Origin of the sequence: Geomonas sp. Red32 (assembly GCF_023652955.1) — a bacterium.
Taxonomy (GTDB): domain Bacteria; phylum Desulfobacterota; class Desulfuromonadia; order Geobacterales; family Geobacteraceae; genus Geomonas.
On sequence record NZ_JAKLOY010000010.1, the window covers coordinates 150,270 to 169,276 of the forward strand.

Genomic DNA, 19,007 nt, shown 5'->3' on the forward strand with positions numbered 1-19,007 from the left:
CTGCTGGCCGGGGAGCTCGTCGGACCATGCTGGCCGACAGGGTGTCTTCGTGGTGGCTTCCCCCACCCCCTGGCCCCCTCCCTCAAGGGGAGGGGGAATCGGTAAGCCCCGAAAAAATTGAAATCCCCTCCTCGCTATGCTAGTAATGAAGAAAAATTTCCGGAGACACTCATGAATTTCACTGTTGCCCTCGCCCAGATCAAGCCGAAGTTGGGCTGCCTGGGCGACAACATGTCGATTATCGAGTCTGCCATTGAAAAGGGGGTGGCGGACGGAGCGGACCTCATCGTCTTCCCCGAACTGGCTCTTACCGGCTACTTCCTCAAGGACCTGGTGCCGGACGTGGCACTGAGCCTCGATGCCCCCGAGATCCAGAAGCTCAAAGAACTCTCCAAGCGCATCTCCATCGCCATCGGCTTCGTCGAGGTCTCCGCCGACTACCGCTTCTTCAATTCGGCCCTCTACCTCGAAGGGGGAGAGATCCTGCACGTTCACCGCAAGGTGTACCTCCCGACCTACGGCCTGTTCGACGAGCAGCGCTACCTCGCCAGGGGCGAGCGCTTCCGCGCCTTCGATACCCGCTTTGGGCGGTTCGGCATCCTCATCTGCGAAGACATGTGGCACCTTTCGGCGCCCTACATCCTCGCCATGGATAACGCCACCACGCTGATCTGTCTGTCGTCGAGCCCCGGCCGGGGCGTGAGCGGCACTGAAGAGCTTGGTTCGTCGGCCGCCTGGCAGAAGCTCACCTCCACCACCGCGATGTTCCTCAACTGCCGGGTCCTCTACTGCAACCGGGTCGGCTACGAGGACGGCATCAACTTCTGGGGCGGTTCCGAGGTCGTCGCACCTTCCGGGCAGGTGCTGGAGCGCTCCAAGATGCTCGAAGAGGATTTCCTGACGGTGAAGGTGGACGAAGGGGCCCTGCGGCGTGAGCGGATCTTCTCTCCCATGATGCGGGACGAGAACATGGGGATCACCTTGAAAGAACTCAAACGTATCGACAGGGAGAACAGTCGCTGATGGGTGCGCTATCTGTGAACACCGCGCTGTTGCGCGATATCCTGGTCGGCTTCGTCCGCGACGAGGTGACCAAGGTAGGGGTGAATAAAGGGGTGCTCGGCCTGTCCGGCGGAATCGATTCCGCGCTGGTGGCCTTCATCGCCGCCGAGGCGCTCGGGCCGGAGAACGTCTACGCCTACACCATGCCGTACCGTACCTCCAACCCGGAGAGCGAGGCCCACGCCAAGCTTTGTGCCGACAAGCTGGGGATCAACTACAAGGTGATCGAGATCACCCCGATGGTCGACGCCTACTTCCAGATGATCCCCGACGCCGACAACATGCGGCGCGGCAACAAGATGGCCCGCGAGCGGATGACGATCCTGTACGACCATTCGGCAGCGGTCGGCGGCCTGGTGCTCGGCACCAGCAACAAGACCGAGCTGCTCTTGGGCTACGGGACCCTGCATGGCGACATGGCCAGTGCGCTCAACCCCATCGGCGACATCTACAAGAGCCAGGTCTGGGAGCTTTCGGAGGCGATGGGGGTTCCGCGCGAGATCATCGAGAAGAAACCTTCCGCCGACCTCTGGGCTGGCCAGACCGACGAGCAGGAGCTGGGCTTCACCTACCGCGAGGCCGACGAACTGCTCTTCCGGATGGTCGACCAGCGGATGAGCCGCGAGGAGTTGATCGCCGAAGGGTTCGATCCCGCCTTCATCGACAATGTCCATCGCAAAGTCCAGGGGAGCCATTTCAAGCGCCGCCTCCCGGTCATCGCCAAGGTCTCCAACCGCACCATCGACCGCGACTTCCGCTACGCGCGGGACTGGGGGAAATAGTTGTCCGGTACCCTGTACATCGTCGCCACTCCGATCGGTAACCTCGAAGACATCACGCTGCGCGCCCTCCGGATCCTCAAGGAGGTCGACCTGATCGCCGCCGAGGACACCCGCCACACGCGCAAGCTCCTTACCCATTTCGGCATCTCCCGCCCGCTCACTTCCTACTTCGACCACAACAAGGAGGTGAAGGGGAACTTCATCCTCGATCAGCTGGAGAAGGGGGCGAATGTGGCGCTGGTGACCGATGCCGGCACTCCCTGCGTCTCCGATCCCGGCTACCAGATCGTCCGCGACGCCTGGGCCGCGGGCTACACGGTGGTCCCCATTCCGGGCGCCTGCGCGGCCATCGCCGCCCTTGCCGCCTCCGGGCTTCCGAGCGATCTCTTTACCTTCGCCGGGTTCCTCTCCAACCGTCATGGGCGCAGGAGGGAGAAGTTGCAGGAACTCTCCAAGCTGCCCGGCCTCATCATCTTCTACGAGGCCCCGAAACGGCTCCTCACCACGCTGCGCGACATGCTGGAGATCCTCGGCGACCGGCAGGTCGTCATCGCCCGCGAGCTCACCAAGATGTACGAGGAGTTTCTGCGGGGAAGGCTCTCTGAGCTGATCGCGCGTGCGGAGGAGGTGCCGGTCCGGGGAGAAGTGGCCATCCTGATGTCGCCGTCGGACCAGCCTGAGCTTCCGGATACTCCGGCGATGGAGGAGTTGCTGCGGCGCTACCTGGCGTCGGGGGAATTCTCCCTCAAGGACGCGGTGAAGCAGGTGACCAAGGAGACCGGACTGGCGAAGAGCGTGGTGTATGCCGAGGCGCTTCGGCAGAAAGGGTGATGCACTCTTTTACTCCCCCCTTTGAAACCGCTCTTCAGAGAATCATGGTAACGCCGCTGGCCTACCGTTCCCCCCTTGTCAAAGGGGACTTCAATTCTCCCCGGCGTTTCTCGGAAGAACTTTTCTCAGAGGGGGATCTCCCTTGCCGCTCCGTTTTCCGTAGCTCCCTTCTCCAGTACCAATCCCATCCCTACCGGCTCCCTCGCCACTTCCGGCTTCAATTCGAAGTGCCATTTCCATACCTCGTAGAGTGGCGGATATACCAGCAGTTCCAGCAGGAATGAGCTGAAGATGCCGCCGATCATCGGCGCCGCGATGTGTTTCATCACGTCGGAGCCGGTTCCGGTCGACCACATGATCGGCACCAGCCCGACGAACATGGTGGCGGTGGTCATGAACTTCGGCCGGATCCTCTTGGCAGCCCCTTCCACGATCGCTTCCCGCAGCCGGGCCAGCGTCATCATCCCCCCGGACTGGCGGGCGTTCCGGTAGGCGAGATCCAGGTAGAGGAGCATGAAGACGCCGGTCTCGGCATCGACCCCGAGGAGGGCGATGAGCCCCACCCAGACGCCGACGCTCAGGTGGTAGCCGAGCACCCAGAGGAAGAGGAACGCTCCCACCGCGGAGAAGGGGGCGGCCAAGAGGACGATGGAGCTTTTCACCAGCGAGCGGGTGTTCAGATAGAGCAGACCGAGGATCAGCAGCAGGGTGGCGGGAACCACCAGGGTCAGGCGGTCCTTGACCCGTTGCATCGCCTCGTACTGTCCGCTCCAGGTGATGGCGGCTCCCGGGGGGAGCTCCACCTTGGCACGGAGTAGCGGCGCGGCCTCCTCCACGAAACTCTCCGGGTCGCGGCCGGCCAAGTCCACGAAGACATAGCCGGTGATCAGCCCGTCCTCGTTGCGGATCATCGAGGGGCCGGTGGTCACCGCGATGGTTGCCAACTCGCCCAGCGAAACCTGCCCCTTTCCCCCCTTCACCGAGACTGGAACCCTCCGTAGCGCATCGAGATCCCCACGGAAATCACGCAGCAGCCGCACGTTCACTTCGTACCTTTCGCGTCCCTGGATAGTGGTGGTGACGTTGTCGCCGCCGATCGCGCTCTGCACCACCCCCTGGGCCTCCTCCATGCTCAGTCCGTAGCGGGCCAGGGCGTCGCGGTTCCAGCCGATGTCGAGGAAGTACCCGGCTCCCGTCCGTTCCGCGAAGACGCCGCGGGCACCCTTCAGGGGGCGGAGAAGGCCTTCCACCTGGGTTCCGATCTTCTCGACCTGGGCAGGGTCGGCACCGCTGATCTTGAGACCGAGCGGGGTGCGGATCCCGGTGGTCAGCATGTCGATTCTCCCCTTGATCGGCATGGTCCAGGAGTTGGATACCCCGGGAAGCTTGAGCGCCTCGTTCAACTGGTTGACCAGTTCCTCGCGGGAGAGCCGGTCGGGGGTGATCCGGCGCAGCGCAGGCTTCATCCATTCCGGTGCCCACGACGAATACCAGGTCGCCACGTGGCGCCACTGGTCGTGCGGCTTGAGCACGATGACGGTCTCCAGCATGGAAAGGGGGGCCGGATCGGTAGCACTCTCCGCGCGTCCCGCCTTCCCGAGTACCTGCTGGACCTCGGGGAACCGGCTGATGATCCGGTCCGTCACCTGGAGAAGTTTCTGCGCCTCGGCTACCGAAATCCCCGGCATGGTGGTCGGCATGTAGAATAGCGACCCTTCGTCGAGGGGCGGCATGAATTCACTCCCCAGTTTGCCGACCACCGGCATGGTCGCGATCACCACAGCGACCGCCCCGCCGAGTACCAGCCATTTCCAGCGCAGTGCCCAGTTAACCACCGGCTCGTAGATCCGGATCAGGAAGCGGCTCAAGGGATGCTCCTGTTCCGAGCGGAACCGGCAGGCGGTTACCGAGTTCAAAAGCGAGCTAAAGAACCGGGGACGGAATTCGAAATGGCGGGTGCGGGTGATCAGCACCCTGAGGGCCGGATCGAGGGTAATGGTAAGAACGGCGGCCACCGCCATGGCTAGGGTCTTGGTGGAAGCGAGCGGCTTGAACAGGCGCCCCTCCTGGGCCTCCAGTGCGAAGACCGGGAGAAAGGCTGCCGCGATCACCAGGAGCGCGAAGAAGCTCGGCCCCCCCACCTCTTTGATGGCGGAGACCACGATGGATTTCTGATCGCCCACCCTGCCACCAGCTTCCCAGGCCTCCAGTTTCTTGTGGGTCTGTTCGACCACCACGATGGAGGCGTCAACCAGGGCGCCGATGGCGATGGCGATTCCCCCGAGCGACATGATGTTGGCATTGATTCCCATTAGGCGGAGCGGAATGAAAGAGATCAGCACGGCAAGCGGAATGGTCACCGCGGGAATGGCCGCGCTGGCGGGGTGCCAGAGGAATAGGAAGATGACCAGCATGACGGTGGCGACCACCTCCACCAAGGTCCCTTTGAGCGTGTCGATGGCGGCCCGGATGAGAGTGGACCGGTCGTAGACGGGGACAACCTTAACCCCTTTCGGGAGCCCCGGTTCGATTTCTTTGAGCTTCGCCTTGACCCGCTCGATCACCTGGAGCGCGTTTTCCCCCTGCCGCATCACCACGATGCCGGAGACGGTGTCTCCTCTGCCGTCCAGGTCGGCCACCCCGCGCCGAAGATCGGGGCCGGTGCCCACCACGCCGAGGTCGCGCACCCGGATGGGAGTCCCGTTATCGTCGGCCGCCACCGCGATGGCACCGAACTCCTCCGGAGAGCGAGCATAGCCGCGCCCGCGGACCATGTACTCGCTCCCTCCGAACTCGATGAGCCTCCCGCCGGTCTCGCTGTTGCCAGCGCGGACGGCATCGACCACTTGGTTGATGGAGATACCGTAGGAGCGGAGCCGGTTGGGATCGAGGTTCACCTGGTACTGGCGGACGAAGCCTCCTACCGGTGCCACCTCGGCCACTCCGGGGACTGACTTCAGATAGTACCGGAGATACCAGTCCTGGTAGGAACGGAGGTCGGAGAGGCTGTGATTGCCGGTGGTGTCGACCAGCGCGTACTGGTACACCCACCCGAGCCCGGTGGCGTCGGGGCCGAGTTCGCTCTTCACCCCCTGGGGAAGGCGCTGCTGGACCGAGGAGAGGTATTCGAGCGTGCGGCTGCGGGCCCAGTAGATGTCGGTCCCTTCCTGGAAGATGACATAGACGAAGGAGTAGCCGAAGTCGGAGAAGCCACGCACCGTCTTCACTTTGGGTGCCCCGAGCATGGCCGAGACGATCGGGTAGGTCACCTGGTCCTCTACCAGGTCGGGGCTGCGGTCCCACCGGGAGTAGATGATGACCTGGGTGTCGGAGAGATCGGGAAGGGCATCCACCGGGAGCCGCTTGAGCGACCACCATCCCATCACCGCCGCCACCAGGGCGACGGTCAGTATCATGAACGGCCTGCGGGCCGAGAATTCGATCACGCGGTCTATCATGGCGTGCTCCTTTCAGTCGTCGCGGTGCGCCATCGCCTCGTGCCGGTTCATCGCCCCGTGCCGGTGATTCATGCCTTCGTGGGCGTGCCCGCGGCCATCGTCATCGCGGTGGCTTTCTGCCGCCCGGCTGGGGCCGCTCCGCCTCAGGTAGTTCTTCTTGCAGTCGTCGGAGCAGAAGTAGTAGGTGGTTCCCGCCACCTGGAGGAAGTGTCCATCGGCCCTGGCCTTGGCCTCGTCGACCGCCATTCCGCAGACCGGATCGATGTGGGTGGCCGGTCCCTGGGCGGAGGCGAGCTTCATGCGGCTTTCCGAGTCGAGGAGGAAGGTGCCGGAGGCGGCGATCTTCTCCCCTTCGGTGACACCGGCAAGGATCTCGACGCGCCCGCCGAAGCTGCGGCCGGTGACCACCTCGCGTGGCTCGAAGACTCCCTCGCTTCGCAGCACGTACACGATCTTCTTCGTCCCGGTATCAAGGAGCGCCTCGGATGGAATCCCCACCATGGCCGGGGCGCCCAGGGGGAGCTCCACGTCCACGAACATGTCGGGGCGCAGCACGTTGCCCGGGTTGTCCAGCTCGAGGCGAAGTTTCGTTGTCCGGCTCGCCCCGTCGAAGATCGGCTCGACCGAGCTCACCCGTGCCGTGAGGGTCAGGTTCCTGTTCGGTATCGACACCGTCACCTTTGTCCCGGGCCGGGTCCGCTCCGCCTCGTCACCGTAGAGGTCGGCCAGCACCCAGACATGGGAGAGGTCGGCGATCCGGTACAGCTCGCTCCCCTTGTCGAGTTTCTGGCCGGGGGAGACGTTTCGGGAGAGGACGATGCCGCTGCCGGGAGAGACCAGCCGCACGCTCTCGGTGGCCTTCCGGGTTCTCGCCATCTCGGCGAGCTGGGCCTCGCTCATCCCCAGGTTCAACAGGGCGTTACGGTAGGTTTGCAGGTTGCTGTCGTTGTATTCCTGGGCGGCGGCCGGGAGGCTTCCCCGGGAGACGGCGGCCCGTTCGCTGGCGGACAGCGCGTAGACATAGGTCTGGATGGCGGAGAGAAATTCGGGCGCGTAGAAGGAGAGGAGCGTTTCGTTTTTACGGACGGCGCTTCCGGTGGTGGCTTCCCCTACCTGCTGGACCCAGCCGTCCACCGCCGCGGTTACCCGGTACACCCGTCTCTCGTCAGGCACGACCCGGCCGGGCAAGCGGAGGGAGGCTCGGGCGGAGCTCCGTTCGACGGTGGCGAGCTTGACTCCGATGGTCTGTAGCTGCTGGGCAGAAACCTGGATCGCACCGGGCGGGAGCGATTTGCCGTCCCCGCCCCCCATGGAGCCGTCTTCGTAGACCGGCTCGAGCGGCATCCCGCAGTCGGGGGCCACCCCCGGCTTGTCGGAGTGGTAGGAGGGGTGCATCGGATCGACGTAGAAAAGGATTTTTTTGCCGTCGGCGGCGGAGGAAACCAGGGAGCCGTGGCTTACCCATCTTCCGGCGATGAAAGCGGTGCCTACCAGCAGCAGGACCAGGATGGTGGACGTTAACCTGCTCATGACAGCCTCCTGCGGCCCCTCCCGGAGGAGGGGCCCTATGTAAAGCCATGGCGCCCCGGCGGTAGCCGGCGTAGGGAGCGTTCCCTCGCGTCCGGCTGGCCGGGGCCCGTCATCGGCTCACTTCTTGACGTTGTACGGACGCATCATCTCGTTATCCTCGTGGTCGAGGATGTGGCAGTGCCAGACGTAGCCGGGGCCGCCGGTAGCATCGAAGGGGTAGAGGTTGACCCCTACCATCGACCTTCCCACCGGCGTCGTGGTCGGTGCCCAGCGGATCACCAGCCGGAGCACCTCGCCCGGCATCGACCGGATGGTGTCTTTGTAGCCGCTCTCGCCAGGCTCGGGAGGCATTGGTTTGCCGACCAGGAACGGAGTGATGGCGGGGTTCCCTCCCAGGGCGCCATCGGCGTTGAGGACCCCGTAGGGAAGCGGCGGCCCGTAGTTGGGGCAATACTGCTCGAACTGGCATCCGGCAGGAAGCGCCACCGGACCGTGTCCGAAGGCCTTGGTCCAGGCACCGGCGACCAGGAGGTTGCCGTTGGCGTCGAAGGTGCCGAGGTAGCGGTCAACATCGTAGGCTTGGCGGTTCAGGATCTGCGGCTGGACCAGGTGCGTGTGGATCGGATGGGCGTCGGCGGTCAGGTTGATGATCTCCCAGAGCTCGGTAGAGCCGATCCGCGGCTGCTCGGTCACCCCATCCGGGAAGGAGGCGATGCTGGGGTTCTTGAGGCCGTTGAAATCGGAGTTGTTGAGCATGACCTCCACCGGTCCTCCGGGGCCCTCGAACTCTTTGAGCACCAGTTGCCGTTTGCGGTCGATCTTGACGGCGGGGGCCAGGTGGCCGTGGCCGTCGGTCAGCCTGACCATCGGGGTCTGGCGCTTGCACTCGCCCGTGGCGGGACGGCAGCTATTGTCGGCAACCGCATGGGAGCCGACCCTGAACTGCATGATGCTCGCCATCTGCGGCTGGTCGGCCGGCAGCATCTGCCCTGGGTTGGCCGGGTCGGGATAAGGCACCGGGTACAGGCCGTCAGGATAGGGGACCGGGGCGTCGTTGGTCACCGTGATCGTCTTACCGGCCAGTTTGGAGAAGTCGACGATCAGGTCCACCCGTTCGCCCGGGGCGATCTTGACCTGGGTGACTGGTACCGGGCGGTCGAGGTAGTTGTCGTCGGCACCGATCTGGTAAACCACCGCGTTGCCGAAGGCCAGGTTGAAGACCCGCGCGTTGGAAGCGTCCAGAAGGCGGAGGCGGTAGCGGCGGGGCTCGACGTTCATGAACGGCCACGGTCTGCCGTTGACGATGGCGACGTCGCCGATGAACTCGGGGATCCAGTACGGGTGGATGTCCGGGTTGGTCGGGGGGCCGTTGAGGTTCCCCAGCGGGTTACCGGTGGCATCAACCGGACCGCTGCCGTCAGGGAAGAAGAGCTGGCTGTTGGTGTCGAACAGCCGGTCCTGGAGCGCCATCTCCACCTCGTAGGCGCCGGACGGGAGGTTCTTCGGCTCGTTTTTCTGGTCGCGCAGCAGGAAGAAGCCTGCCAGCCCGCCGGCGAAAACGGTGTCGCGGGTAGCGCCCAGGGTATGGTCGTGGAACCAGAGGGTCCCCGGCTCCTGGGTGTTGTTGTAGACGTAGACCGCGGAGCCGGGGCCGGCGTCGAAGAGGGAGCCGTAGGCGCGGCCTTTGCGTCCGTCGGCGGTGAACCATCCCTCGGGACCGCCGTCAAAGGCGGAGAAGACCTCCGCGCCGTGCATGTGCGGTACCGTCGGCGGCGATCCGGTGAAGGCGCGGCAGCAGGGATCGCCCGGGTTGCTGACGCAGTTCACCCCTTCGCTGCAGGTGTTCTTTTCGGGATTCGCCCAATCGATGGTCTGGTCGACGGTGACAAGACCCTGGACCAATCCCGGGCTGAAGGGATAGTTGGCCGGCTGGCTGTTTGAGAAGTTGAAGCTCGGCAGGACGTTGACGTACTTGATGGTGGTCGGGATGTTACGGGTGGCGTCGATGGAAACTGCCGGCCAATTTGCCGGTCCTAGAACCTTGCCGGTCTTGGCGTCCGAGGTCTCATAGGCCCAGACCCGGGTCGGGTTGAACGTTACGGTGGGCGGTTGCTGTGCGGTCGGATCCAGCGCGGGACAGGAGACGGTCATCCCGTCGGGAAGCGATTGGACCTCGACCTCTTTCATCTTGACCGCGAGGAACGGGTGCGAGGCTGCCTGCACCCGGGGAGCAATGCCGGCCGGACCGAAGGTCGGCAGCGGTACGGAAAACTGCGGGATGCATTGCCCCGGCAGCCAGGTCTGGGGAACCAGGGTACTGGCCTCGGCCCCGGTGGCTGCTGCCGTCAGCAGTGCAGTGAAAAGTGCGAGACGGATCAACGTTGCTGTCTTCACCATGGGGTACCTCCTTCCAGAAACTACATGGGGGCTGTTCTGCCGCCCCTGAGGCGTGCGATATCCTCATTAAGAGCAAAGGGCGTACCCATGTGTAAGGATTTTTTCGTCAATGATACCGGCGGCTTGCAAGGTGGCCGTCGAGGGGGGCGAAAGGCAGGGGTGCGAAGAAATTCAATCCGGCGGCTACGGAGGGAAGGGGGAGTGTAATGTTATCGAGTGGTTATCGAGGGTATGCCATTTTGTTGCAAGAAACTCAAATATCGCACCCCTTTCGGTGGGGGTAAGGGGAGGGGATAGTGGTCATTGTGGTAGGGGAAAAGAGGAGGAGTGCCGTTGTATTGGTGAGAGCTTGGCGGGGGAAGGGCTGTGGTAGGAGCGAGGTTATTCCGGGCGAGGGTAGAAATATAAAGGGGGAGTGGCTCTGCCGGGGGCCACTCCCCCTCTCCTGTCTAGCTCGCGAAGTACCGCTTGAAGGCTTCCACCGTCCGCTCGACGCCTTCCCGGCTCACGTCGAGGTGGGTGACCAGGCGGATGGTCTCCCCTCTCCCGAGCCGGATCCCTTCGAGGGCCAAGGCTTCCCTGAGGTCGTCGGCCGTTCCGGCGGGAGGGGTGACATAGAGGATGTTGGTGCGGGGAGAGCTGACCCGCAACTCGCCGATCCTCCCGAGGCCTTCGGCAAGGAGCTCCGCGTTCCGGTGGTCGTCGGCCAGCCGGTCGATGTTGTGCTCAAGGGCATGGATGCCGGCGGCGGCGAGGATTCCCGCCTGGCGCAGACCGCCACCGGTGACCTTGCGCCAGCGGTGCGCCCGCTCGATGAACTCGCGGCTGCCGCAGAGGACCGAACCCACCGGAGCTCCGAGCCCCTTCGAGAGGCAGAAGGAGACGGAATCGAAACCTTCGGCGATTTCGGCAAGCGGTACGCCGAGGTACACCGCCGCGTTGGCCAGTCGGGCGCCGTCGAGGTGGAGGAGGAGGCCCCTTTGGGCGGCGAACTCCCGCACCTTGGCCAGGTAGTCGAGCGGCAGCACGATGCCGCCGGTGGTGTTCTCCAGGCAGATCAGGCGGGTCACCGCGTGGTGGTGGTCGGCCGGCTTGATGGCGCGGGCGATCTTTTCGAGATCGAGGGTGCCGTCGGCCTCGAAGTCGAGCGGCTGGGGCTGAATGCCCCCCAGGGCGGCCGCCCCGCCACCTTCCCAGCGGTAACAGTGGGCCTCCTGCCCGGCGATGTACTCGTCTCCCCTTCCGCAGTGGGTAAGGAGGGCGACCAGGTTGCTCATGGTGCCGCTGGGGAGGAAGAGGCCGGCTTCCTTCCCGAGCTTTTCGGCTGCCATCTCCTGCAACCGGTTGACGGTTACATCCTCGCCGTAGACGTCGTCCCCGACTTCGGCCCGGGCCATAACGCCGCGCATGGCATCGGAGGGGAGGGTCACGGTGTCGCTTCTCAAATCGATTACTTTCATACTCTCCTTCATCTGCCCTCACCCCCGGCTCTCTCCTCGGGAGGAACGGGTTCCCGCGCGAATCCCCTCCCCCTACAAGAGAGGGGTGAGTGAATCCCCTCGCCCTTTAGGGGTGAGGGTGCCCCGCACGGGCGGGTGAGGGTGCTTTTGACGTTTTACTCCTGGTGATGCTTAAACCTGCTCTCCCACAGCTTGTCGCTCCTGATCGAGGCCACCCGGTGGTCGGGGTTGGCTGCCAAGTGCCGCAGGATAGTGAAGACCGTTTCCACCTCTTCGGGACGGGCGAGCGCCATCGCGATGTCGGAACAGGTGAATTCCCGCACCGGCTGGCTGCGCAAGAGTTCGACGATCTCGTGCTGGAGCTTCAGGACGCTGCCGGCCGCCTTCTTCCCGGCCTCGACCCCTGGCTGGTGGTAGGCGTTGATGTTGACCAGCGAGGCGTAGAGTCCGACCGCCCGCTCGTAGAGGGCGATCAGCGCCCCCACGGTGAGCGGGGAGACCTCGTTGACCGTGATGGTGATCGACTCCCGCCCCTTCTCGTAGAGCGCCTCACGCGTCCCCTGGTAGAAGCCGGACAGGTAGTCCCCGGAGGTTGCTCCCGGGTCGACCGCCAGCGAGACCCCCTCCCGGTCCTTGAGTACCTCGATGAAGGTCGCGAAGAAGTTGGGAACCCCCTCCCTCAGCTGCTGCACGTAGGCGTGCTGGTCGGTCGATCCCTTGTTGCCGTACACCGAGATCCCCTGGTAGACGGCGGCGCCGTTGCGGTCGAGCTCCTTCCCAAGCGATTCCATGATGAGCTGCTGGAGGTAGCGGGAGAACAGAATGAGCCGGTCCTTGTAGGGGAGGATGACCATGTCTGCCTCTCCCTTACCCCGGGTCGCATGGAACCACGCGGCCGCCAAGAGTGCCGCCGGGTTCTTTCTGGTCTCACTCACCCTGGTGTGCTGATCGCAGATCCGGGCGCCGTCCAAGAGGAGGTTGATGTCGATTCCCTGCAGCGCGGCAGGAAGCAGCCCCACGGCTGAGGTCACCGAGGTCCTTCCCCCCACCCAGTCCCACATCGGGAAGCGCGCCAGCCATTTCTCCTCGGCCGCGGTACGGTCGAGCTCGCTCCCCACTCCGGTCACCGCCACCGCGTGGGCGGCGAAGTTAAGCCCCGCGCGGGTGAAGGCGTTGCGGGCCTCGAGCATCCCGTTGCGGGTCTCCTTGGTCCCCCCGCTCTTGGAAATCACCAGCACCAGGGTCTGCTGCAGACCGTTGCCGATCTCGGCGAGCACCCGGTCCATCCCGTCGGGGTCGGTGTTGTCGAAGAAGTAGGGGCGCAGCCGGTCGTGGGCTCCCCCGAGGCTGTCGGCCACGAACTCCGGTCCCAGGGCGGAGCCGCCGATGCCGATGATGAGGAGCCTGGTGAAGTGGACCCCGCCGGGGGCCGCGATGTTGCCGGCATGGACGGAGGCGGCAAAGGCCTTGACGGAGGCCTGGGTCCCGACGATCTCCTCGGCAAGTCCCGTCTCGGGAGCCAGCTCGGGAGCGCGCAGCCAGTAATGGCCGACCATCCGCTGTTCGTCGGGGTTGGCGATGGCCCCCTTCTCCAGTTCCGCCATCTCGCCGTAGGCCTTCTGCAGCCGGGGCTCCATCGACTCCATGAAATCCTCGCCGAAGTTCATCCGGCTCGTGTCCAGCGTCAGCCCGAGCTCAGGGGCGTGAAAGAGACGGTCCTTGAAACGTTCCCAAAGTTGAAGCCTCTGCATACAAACCTCCGTCGTCCTGGTATGGGCTATCGTGGCGTTGGTTCTCATGTGCGTCGCGGGATGATAGCACAGATTAAAATATATTCAAGTATCCGTGCATGGTTGGCGGCGCTTGGAGAGCCCGCGTGCTCATTAGTATACCAGCCGCGGTGGATTGATGAAGGTCAGCTCCTGTGCACGATGTGAACAGTTTGGCCGCCGTTATCATGAGTTCCTCGGGCGGTGGCCCGTTAACCTTCTGATCCGGCAGGGAAAATAAAAAGTGGCGGGAGGGGGTGGCGATTGGTACGGCTGTTGTAGAAGGTTAGGTGCAGGGAAACGGAACATCCTGCCCAAAGGAGTCAAAGATGAAGCCGTCAAAGGAGACCACCATGAACGAACAGCGCATGATGCACGTGGACGAAAACGCCCGGCTCTTCAAGGACAACCTGTCGCCCATCTTCGACGTGGTGGCCGCCGCCTCCCAGGATCACGTGATGGACCGGCTCTCGGACTCGCTGAGAAAGGCGGTGCTGCTGATGGCGATCAGGCGCTACGAAGGCAACGGTACCGCCATCTGCAGGGCGCTCGGGATCACCAGGGCCAAGCTGCAGAAGGAGCTCAGCTACCACGGACTCCCCTGCCGGGAGAGGAGAGTCGCCTGAGGGGGCGGGATGCGCAAAACCTAACGAAATGCCTTGAATAATGAGACGGGATTTGCTACAGTGCTCCGTCGTTAAAATGTACGCCCTCCTCCCTCCTTGCCGATAAAATCTTCGACAATTTAGTGTGGTTCGGGTAGGCGTCCTGGTAAAGGAACAGAGGCATCGGTATGGACGCAGCGCTTGCCCTCATCGGGGAAGACCTCAAAAATGTAGAGCTCCAGTTCAAGAAGGACCTCGAGTCAGATGTCCCCCTCATCCGCAAGGTAGGGGAATATGTTCTCTCCAGCGGGGGGAAAAGGATCCGTCCCGCCCTCGTCCTTTTGGCTGCCAAGCTGTGCGGCTACAGCGGGAACCGCTCGGTTCCCCTGGCCAGCGTGGTCGAGTTCATCCATACCGCCACCCTGCTCCACGACGACGTCGTCGACAACGCCAACTTGCGGCGCGGCCTCGCCTCGGCCAACACCCTCTGGGGCAACGAGGCCTCCGTGCTGGTCGGCGATTTCCTCTTCTCCAAATCCTTCTCCCTCATGGTCGCCGATGGCGACCTCCGCATCCTCAAGGTGCTGGCCGGCGCGACCACCATCATCGCCGAGGGGGAAGTGCTCCAGCTGGTAGTCACCAGCGACCTCGATATCACCGTCGAGCGCTTCATCGAAGTGGTCCGTTCCAAGACCGCCATCCTCCTCTCCGCGGCCTGCGAGGTCGGCGCCATCCTGGGGGGAGCGACCCCCGAGCTGCAACAGGCCGTGGCCGACTACGGCATGGAGCTCGGCATCGCCTTCCAGCTGATGGACGACACCCTCGACTACACCGCCAACGAGGAGCAGTTCGGCAAGAGCATCGGCCACGACCTCGAGGAAGGCAAGATCACCCTCCCGCTGATCCACACCCTCCAGTGCTGCACCCCCGCTGAACGCGACATCATCGCCGCCGTCGTCGACAAGGAAGAGCTTTCCGACGACGATTTCGCCAGCGTCTTCTCCCTGGTCCACCGCTACGGCGGCATCGAGCACACCGTGGCTGCCGCACGGGAGCGCGTCGCCCGTTGCAAGGAGCACCTGGAGAAGTTCCCCGCCTCCCCGGTGCGGGAGGCCATGGCTGAGCTGGCGGACTACGTGGTGACTCGCGTCAAATAACGAGACCCCTCCCTGCGATATAACGGAAAAATGACCGTTTGCTGTCAAATTGGTTAGCTTTTTCACATTAGAGACCTCCTTATAAAATTTCCTCTTGGTTGCCGCTTCGGTCGTTTCCGGAGTTTCCCTCCATATTTCCCTCAGGCTCCTGCTCTGCTGGTCTGCTTCTTGCTGTCCCATCCGCATGCCTTCATGATATGTCGTGCCGGGAGGAACCTGTGGACGAGGAAAATCCTATTCATTCGTCTGAGCTGGAGGTGAATGGCGAGTATTTCTGTATCTCCGTGTACAGCAGTGCTGCCGGCCGCTACTTCGCGAAGACCTGCCTTGGGGACGGGGACGTCATCATCACCGATGGACGCTCCCTCGACGATGCGCTCGCCAAGCATGAAAACCTGCTGCCTCTCGCCATCGGAACCAGGGAGCTGACCCACAGCTACCTCGGCATCCCGCGCAGGCCACGGGGGCGCCGCCCCTAGGCGTTGCCCTTGCTGGCGTAAGGTCCCCCTTCAGGCTCCGGTAACCGTTTGCCGGTGCCCACGTCTTCTTTTTGCCCAGAAGACCCTGCCGGATCCCCCGTGTTCTCGCCCTCCGCTCCCCCCGTCGCCGCCGCTCCGCTGGCGTGTCTCCCCTTCCCCGATCGCTTCCGTCTCCACAAATTGGTTGCCCTGACGGTACAAATCGGTTAAAGAATGGTGTCACTCAACCGTCCCATCGGCCCATCGAGAGCTATGCCCGATACCATTCTGATCATAGACGACGACAGCTCGCTGCGCCGGGTGCTCGAGTACAACCTCCAGCAGGAGGGGTACACGGTCATCACCGCGGCCGACGGCGAGTCCGGTCTCAAGCTCTTTGCCGACCGCAACCCCGCGTTGGTGATCACCGACCTCAAGATGCCGGGAATCTCCGGATTCCAGGTGCTGGGCGAGATCAAGGAGCGCTCCCCTTCCACGGTGGTCATCGTGCTGACCGCCTTCGGCGCCATCGACACGGCGGTGGAGGCCATGAAGGCGGGGGCCTTCGACTACCTCACCAAACCGTTCAACCGCGACGAGCTGAAACTCACCGTCAAAAAGGGGCTCCAGCTGCGCGGGCTCTCGGAGGAGAACCGGCTTCTCAAGGAGGAGCTCTCCGGCCGGGCCGAGTTCCATACCATCGTCGGGACCTCCCGTGCCATGGAAGGGGTCTTTTCGGTAGTCCGCAAGGTGGCCGACACCGAGGCCACCGTCCTCATCACCGGGGAGTCCGGGACCGGGAAGGAACTGGTCGCCCGCGCCATCCACTCGGGAAGCTCCCGCCGCTCCGGCCCTTTCGTGGCGGTCAACTGCGCGGCCATCCCCCGTGACCTCCTCGAGAGCGAGCTTTTCGGCCACCTCAAGGGTTCCTTCACCGGGGCCATCAGGGACAAGGACGGGAGGTTCCAGACCGCCGAGGGGGGGACCATCTTCCTCGACGAGGTGGGGGAACTTCCCATCGAACTGCAGCCGAAGCTGTTGCGGGTCCTGCAGGAGAGGGTGGTGGAGCCGGTGGGCGCCACCCACCCGACCAAGCTGGACGTGCGGGTGGTGGCTGCCACCAACGCCGACCTCGAGCGCTCGATCGCCGAGGGGCGCTTCCGCGAGGACCTCTACTACCGGCTCTGCGTGATCCCTCTTAAGCTCCCCCCCCTTAGGAACCGGGTCGAAGACATCCCGCTCCTGCTCCGTTACTTCTGCGGCAAACTGGGGGCGGAACGGGTCACCATCAGCAAGGAAGCGCTGGCCCGGCTGCAGGCCTACCCGTGGCCGGGGAACGTGCGCGAGCTCGAGAACACGGTGGAGCGGCTGATCATCATGCGGGAGGGGGACCAGATCGGGCTCCAGGACCTCCCCGAGAAGATGCTCTCCGCCCCTGCCGGAGGATCCGCGGAAGGCGTGCTGAGGCTTCCCCCCGAGGGATATCCGCTCGAACAGCTGGAAAGGGAGGCGGTGCTGGAGGCCCTGGAACGCAACGACTGGAACCAGACCGCCGCGGCCCGGTTCCTCCGCATTCCGCGCCACACCCTGATTTACCGGATGGAAAAATACCAAATCGTGCAACCTGGGAGGAAGTGATCGATGAAACGTTGGATCTGCGCCGTTTTAGTGCTGGCCGCTCTGGCAATCGCCGGCTGCACCAAGGAAGAGACTCCGGCGGTGGAAGGGAACCTCGCCCCCGACTTCACCCTCAAGGACCTCTCCGGCCGGGATGTCAAGCTCTCCTCCCTCCGGGGGAAGGTGGTGGTGGTCAACTTCTGGGCCACCTGGTGCCCGCCGTGCCGTGAGGAGATCCCCTCCATGGTGCAGCTCAACAAGACGATGCAGGGGAAGCCGTTCCAGATGCTCTGCTGCTCCATCGACGAGGGGGGTAAGGACGCGGTGCAGACCTTCTTCCAGAAGTCCGGGCTGACCCTGCCGGTCCTACTCGACACCGACGGCAAGGTGGCCAAGCGCTACGGCACCACCGGGGTTCCCGAGACCTTTGTGGTGGATAGCAAGGGTGTTATACTCAAAAAGGTTGTCGGTGCCATGGATTGGAATTCCCCCCAGGTAATGGCAGCCTTCGACGATCTCATGAGAAGGAAGTAGCCGGGCAACCGGTTTACCTGCTGGAGGCAGGGTAAATGAACGGTAACAACATAAGTATCGTCGGCGCTTTCGTCGCAGGGCTTCTTTCTTTTCTCTCCCCCTGTGTCCTCCCGCTGATCCCTTCGTACATAACTTACATAACCGGCCTCTCGTTCGCCGACCTCAACGCGGAGCACCCCTCCCACAAGGTCCGCGAGCAGACCATCATCCACTCGCTGCTGTTCATCGCCGGGTTCACCTGCGTATTCGTGCTGCTCGGGGCGTCGGCGACGTTCCTGGGCGAGTTCCTGAGCGAGCACAAGACCGCTATCCGGCGGATCGGCGGGATGCTGATCATCGTCTTCGGCGTTCACGTCTCCGGTCTCTTCGACATCGGGATGCTGCTGGGCGAGAAGAAGATCACCCTGCACAGAAAGCCGGCCGGCTACCTCGGAAGCTTCCTGGTCGGGGTTGTCTTTGCCGCCGGCTGGACCCCCTGCATCGGTCCCATCCTGGCCACCATCCTGGCAGTAGCGGCCACCGAAGGGCGCGGGGTCTGGCTGCTGCTGACCTACTCGATGGGGCTCGCCATCCCCTTCTTCCTCGCGGCGCTGGCGATGCACCACTTCCTCATCTTCTTCAGGCGCTTCAAACGGCACATCCGGATCTTCGAGATCTTCACCGGGGCCCTGATGGTGGTGGTGGGGATCCTGATCTTCACCAACTCCCTGGTGCTCATCAGCCGGTTCACGAGCAACTGGTTCGGCGAGTAGCTTTTCCTCGCCGGGCCACGCCGCACCTGAAGGAGCCTCTCCGGTGGACACTTCTCCCTTCTCCATCCAGCTCGCGGTATCGGACCTCGCCACCACCGAGGCCTTCTATGCGGGGATCCTCGACCTGCCGATAGAGCGTCCCCCCACCCCGTACGGCGCGCCGGAGCACCTCGTGCTCGAAAGCGACGGTATCCGGGTCCTCTTCGTGGAGGATGTCCCGGTGGGGAGGGCGCACCCGATCCTGGCGGCGCGGCTCGCCCACTTCCCGCGCGGAGTCGGCATGACGCTGCATCTGCGGGTGGATGACATCGAGGGGATCTATCAGGAACTGCAGGAGCAGGACCTCGAGGTGCTCTACCCCCTGGAGCGCAAGCCGTACGGTGCCTGGGAGCTCTGGTGCTTCGATCCCGACGGCTATCTCGTCGTGCTCGAGGAGCCGGCCGACTGACCCGGCTCCATCCCTTCCAACACCCCTTCCTCGTCAAAATCCCATGAAGTTGTCTGCGTGATCTTCTGCTGCGTATCCCTTGAATTGTAAGGTGGGGCGTCCTGCGGGGGGATCCCTGAATTGTAAGGTGGGGCGTCCTGCGGGGGG

General features: G+C 63.8%; 15 protein-coding genes. 10 read left to right on the forward strand and 5 right to left on the reverse strand.

The window, feature by feature from the left end; genetic code table 11:
• Positions 1–171: 171 nt before the first annotated feature.
• From L4X63_RS21050 to rsmI, 3 genes are read left to right on the forward strand one after another with little or no spacing between them, the layout of a single operon-like run.
• Complete coding sequence (locus L4X63_RS21050) at positions 172–1,023, forward strand: nitrilase-related carbon-nitrogen hydrolase (protein ID WP_250680632.1); 852 nt, start codon at positions 172–174, stop codon at positions 1,021–1,023.
• A complete protein-coding gene (locus L4X63_RS21055; RefSeq protein ID WP_250680633.1) occupies positions 1,023–1,844 on the forward strand; it encodes an NAD+ synthase in 822 nt (273 codons plus the stop codon). The genes L4X63_RS21050 and L4X63_RS21055 overlap by 1 nt, the downstream gene beginning before the upstream one ends.
• Positions 1,845–2,675: a 16S rRNA (cytidine(1402)-2'-O)-methyltransferase gene (gene rsmI, locus L4X63_RS21060; RefSeq protein ID WP_250680634.1), complete on the forward strand. Its 831-nt coding sequence runs from the start codon at positions 1,845–1,847 to the stop codon at positions 2,673–2,675.
• 125 nt (positions 2,676–2,800) lie between these two features.
• On the opposite strand, the gene L4X63_RS21065 is transcribed toward rsmI, so the two are convergent.
• The 5 genes from L4X63_RS21065 to L4X63_RS21085 form a co-directional block, all read right to left on the reverse strand.
• Positions 2,801–6,133: an efflux RND transporter permease subunit gene (locus L4X63_RS21065; RefSeq protein ID WP_250680635.1), complete on the reverse strand. Its 3,333-nt coding sequence runs from the start codon at positions 6,131–6,133 to the stop codon at positions 2,801–2,803.
• A gap of 12 nt (positions 6,134–6,145) precedes the next feature.
• Positions 6,146–7,663, reverse strand: a complete 1,518-nt coding sequence (locus L4X63_RS21070) for an efflux RND transporter periplasmic adaptor subunit (RefSeq protein ID WP_250680636.1) — start codon at positions 7,661–7,663, stop codon at positions 6,146–6,148.
• Positions 7,664–7,780: 117 nt separating this feature from the next.
• Positions 7,781–10,060: a bilirubin oxidase gene (locus L4X63_RS21075; protein WP_250680637.1), complete on the reverse strand. Its 2,280-nt coding sequence runs from the start codon at positions 10,058–10,060 to the stop codon at positions 7,781–7,783.
• Positions 10,061–10,509: 449 nt separating this feature from the next.
• Complete coding sequence (gene ltaE / locus L4X63_RS21080) at positions 10,510–11,520, reverse strand: low-specificity L-threonine aldolase (RefSeq protein ID WP_250680638.1); 1,011 nt, start codon at positions 11,518–11,520, stop codon at positions 10,510–10,512.
• 155 nt (positions 11,521–11,675) lie between these two features.
• Positions 11,676–13,271, reverse strand: a complete 1,596-nt coding sequence (locus tag L4X63_RS21085; RefSeq protein ID WP_250680639.1) for a glucose-6-phosphate isomerase — start codon at positions 13,269–13,271, stop codon at positions 11,676–11,678.
• Positions 13,272–13,618: 347 nt separating this feature from the next.
• On the opposite strand from L4X63_RS21085, the gene L4X63_RS21090 reads away from it, so the two are divergent.
• The 7 genes from L4X63_RS21090 to L4X63_RS21120 all read left to right on the forward strand — a co-directional run bounded on the left by L4X63_RS21090 (position 13,619) and on the right by L4X63_RS21120 (position 18,860).
• Positions 13,619–13,915 carry a hypothetical protein gene (locus L4X63_RS21090; RefSeq protein ID WP_250680640.1) on the forward strand — a complete coding sequence of 99 codons (297 nt, stop codon included), beginning with the start codon at positions 13,619–13,621 and terminating at the stop codon, positions 13,913–13,915.
• A 167-nt stretch (positions 13,916–14,082) separates the two neighbouring features.
• Positions 14,083–15,051 carry a polyprenyl synthetase family protein gene (locus L4X63_RS21095; RefSeq protein WP_250680641.1) on the forward strand — a complete coding sequence of 323 codons (969 nt, stop codon included), beginning with the start codon at positions 14,083–14,085 and terminating at the stop codon, positions 15,049–15,051.
• A gap of 218 nt (positions 15,052–15,269) precedes the next feature.
• Positions 15,270–15,530 carry a hypothetical protein gene (locus L4X63_RS21100; RefSeq protein WP_250680642.1) on the forward strand — a complete coding sequence of 87 codons (261 nt, stop codon included), beginning with the start codon at positions 15,270–15,272 and terminating at the stop codon, positions 15,528–15,530.
• A gap of 252 nt (positions 15,531–15,782) precedes the next feature.
• A complete protein-coding gene (locus L4X63_RS21105; RefSeq protein WP_250680643.1) occupies positions 15,783–17,147 on the forward strand; it encodes a sigma-54-dependent transcriptional regulator in 1,365 nt (454 codons plus the stop codon).
• A 3-nt stretch (positions 17,148–17,150) separates the two neighbouring features.
• Positions 17,151–17,660: a TlpA disulfide reductase family protein gene (locus L4X63_RS21110; RefSeq protein ID WP_250680644.1), complete on the forward strand. Its 510-nt coding sequence runs from the start codon at positions 17,151–17,153 to the stop codon at positions 17,658–17,660.
• A 35-nt stretch (positions 17,661–17,695) separates the two neighbouring features.
• Positions 17,696–18,412 (forward strand): cytochrome c biogenesis CcdA family protein, encoded by a 717-nt coding sequence (locus L4X63_RS21115; RefSeq protein WP_250680645.1) that lies wholly within the window; start codon positions 17,696–17,698, stop codon positions 18,410–18,412.
• A gap of 43 nt (positions 18,413–18,455) precedes the next feature.
• Positions 18,456–18,860 (forward strand): VOC family protein, encoded by a 405-nt coding sequence (locus tag L4X63_RS21120; RefSeq protein WP_250680646.1) that lies wholly within the window; start codon positions 18,456–18,458, stop codon positions 18,858–18,860.
• The last annotated feature ends 147 nt before the right edge of the window (positions 18,861–19,007 follow it).